The 1,997-nt window shown below is 71.4% G+C and carries 2 protein-coding genes; one reads left to right on the top strand and one right to left on the bottom strand.

Annotated elements, in window-relative coordinates; all coding sequences use genetic code 11:
- The coding region (locus tag HC022_RS25135) for an aldehyde dehydrogenase family protein (protein WP_167454207.1) at positions 1-752 on the top strand (752 nt) is incomplete at its 5' end.
- Positions 753-869: 117 nt separating this feature from the next.
- On the opposite strand, the gene HC022_RS25130 is transcribed toward HC022_RS25135, so the two are convergent.
- A partial coding sequence (locus HC022_RS25130) for an FAD-binding oxidoreductase (RefSeq protein ID WP_167454206.1) occupies positions 870-1,997 on the bottom strand: 1,128 nt, incomplete at its 5' end.

Genomic DNA, 1,997 nt, shown 5'->3' with positions numbered 1-1,997 from the left:
AGTGCATCCTCGAGCTGGGAGGCAACAACGCCGGCATCGTCTGCCCCTCGGCCGACATGGACATGACCCTGCGCGCCATCGCCTTCGGCGCCATGGGCACCGCGGGCCAGCGCTGCACCACCATGCGCCGGCTCTTCGTGCACGAAAGTGTCTATGACCAGATCGTGCCCGCGCTGAAGAAGGCCTATGCCAGCGTCACCGTCGGCAACCCGCTCGAGACTTCGGCCCTCGTCGGCCCGCTGATCGACGCGAGCGCCTACGAGTCGATGCAGGCGGCGCTGGCCGAGGCGGCCGGGCTCGGCGGTACCGTGCATGGCGGCGGTCGCGAAGAGGTCGGTGCCGACAGCGCCTTCTACGTCCGTCCCGCCCTGGTCGAGATGCCCGAGCAGGCCGGCCCGGTGCTGCGCGAGACCTTCGCCCCCATCCTCTACGTGATGAAATACGGCGATTTCGACGAGGTGCTCGAACAGCACAACGCCGTCGGCGGCGGGCTGTCCTCGTCGATCTTCACCACCGACATGCGCGAGATGGAGCACTTCCTGTCCGCCCGCGGCAGCGACTGCGGCATCGCCAACGTCAACATCGGCACCTCGGGCGCCGAGATCGGTGGTGCCTTCGGGGGCGAGAAGGAGACCGGCGGCGGCCGCGAGAGCGGCTCTGACGCCTGGCGCGCCTACATGCGCCGCGCCACCAACACCATCAACTACTCGACCGAGTTGCCGCTCGCACAGGGCGTCACCTTCGACATCTGATCCGGTCCGGATCCACTGCACCCCGGGCGCCGACCATGACCGGCGCCCGGGTTTCCATTGGCCCCAAATATCCCGGGGAGTCCGCGCCTGCGCGGACGCGGCAGAGCCCCACCGACCTCAGACACTCCGCGCCGACACCGCGTGGGTCAGCGTTGCCCCGAACTCGTAGTAGCGGCCCTTGAGCTTTGTCAGGCATTCTTCGTGGTGCTTCACCGGAGCCATCGGCAGGCCCGAGGCGCCCTCATGCAGCAGCGCCTGCGCTGCCGCCATGCCGAACACCGTGCCCGGCCCGATGCCGCGGCCGGAATAGCCGAAGCAGGCATAGGCGCGCGGCCCCATCTCCACGATTTTCGGGATGTGGTCCGAAGTCATCGCGATGCGCCCGCACCAGCCGTGCTCGAAGGGCAGATCGCCAATCTCGGGGAACAGCGCCCGCAGCTTGCGCCGCGCCCAGCCGGCGTGGATCGCGCCGCCGGGGCCGTCGAGATCGCCGATGCCGCCGATGATCAGCCGGCCGTCCGCGTCGGTGCGGAAGGATGACATCACCAGCGCCGTATCCCAGCAGCCCTCGCCGCCGGGCAGGATGCGGTCGCGCAGGGGCTCGGGCATGGGCACGGTGGCGAACTGACCGTAATGCACCGGCACATAGGCGGGGCCGGGCGCCCCGTCGAGCCGGAGGTGATAGGCGTTGGTCGCCATCAGCAGCGCCCCCGCCCGCACCGTCCGGCCGTTGCAGCTGACCAGCCACGTATCGCCCTCGCGCGTGAGCGCCGTCACCGGGCTGTCCTCGAAAACCGCTGCACCGGCGTCGCGCGCCGCCCGGGCCAGCCCGCGGCAATAGGCCAGCGGCTGCACGGTCCCGGCGCGGGGATCGAAGAGCGCCCCATGCACGGCGGTGCTGCCCGTGCGGGCGCGGGCGGTCTCGGCGTCGAGCAGCTCCAGCGGCGCGCCCGCGGCCAGCCCCTGCCGCAACCGCTCGCGCAGGTCGTCCATGCCCGCAGGCGCGTGGGCGCAATGCAGCGTGCCGGCGCGGCGCGCCTCGCAGTCGATGGCCTCGCGCTCGATCAGCCCGAAGACCGTTGTGGGCGCCTCGGCCAGCCGCGCGATCAGCGCCCGCCCTGCGTCCTCGCCCAGTTCGGCGGTGATCTCCTCGGGTTTCAGCCACAGCCCGGCATTGGCGAGGCCCACGTTGCGCCCCGAGCCGCCGTAGCCGATCTCTCGCGCCTCGAGCAGCGCCACCGCGGC

Source organism: Salipiger sp. HF18, assembly GCF_011806505.1.
GTDB lineage: Bacteria > Pseudomonadota > Alphaproteobacteria > Rhodobacterales > Rhodobacteraceae > Salipiger > Salipiger thiooxidans.
The sequence above is the reverse complement of the archived record's forward strand: the minus strand, read 5'-3'. Positions and strand labels throughout refer to the sequence as shown.